1 pseudogene is annotated in these 524 nt (G+C 60.9%); it reads left to right on the top strand.

Annotated features, from left to right (window positions below):
* Positions 1–422: pseudogene (locus EOA29_RS39550) on the top strand (NAD(P)H-binding protein); the annotation flags it as partial.
* Positions 423–524 lie beyond the last annotated feature (102 nt).

Genomic DNA, 524 nt, shown 5'->3' with positions numbered 1-524 from the left:
ATGCAACCGCCGCCCAGGCCCTTCTGCGCGCCATGGAGAACCATCTGCGTCTACGTCTGATCGTCGTCGGCGGCGCCGGGAGCTTAGAGGTCAAGCCGGGCCTGACGCGTGCAGACTCTCCTGATGATCTTCGCGAGAGCATGAAGCTGCTTGGTCTCCCTGAGGCCTATGCCGAGGCGGTGCGCGGGCACCGGGACGCTCTGAACGTTTTGAGACTCTCCAACCGCCTTTGGACCTATTTCAGTCCGGCGGAGGAGATCTACCCCGGCGAGCGAACCGGTCGCTTTCGCCTTGGCGGCGACCAGCCGATCCTCGACGAAAATGGGCGCAGCCGGATATCAATCGAAGATGCTGCGATCGCCATCGTTGACGAAGCGGAGTTGCCTAGGCACGTGCAGAGGCGATTTACGATCGGCTACTAAGCCTGAGCCACTTCCAATTGGGGCTGTTGAAGTCAGCGCCGCCCGCCTAATGCATGTCGCCCAAAAGTGCGCAGCGGTTTGGGAGAACGACATGCATCAAAA

This window comes from Mesorhizobium sp. M1E.F.Ca.ET.063.01.1.1 (assembly GCF_003998155.1).
In the GTDB taxonomy this organism is placed as follows: Bacteria; Pseudomonadota; Alphaproteobacteria; order Rhizobiales; family Rhizobiaceae; genus Mesorhizobium.
Note: the sequence above shows the minus strand (reverse complement) of the source record. Positions and strands in the feature narration are given on the sequence as shown.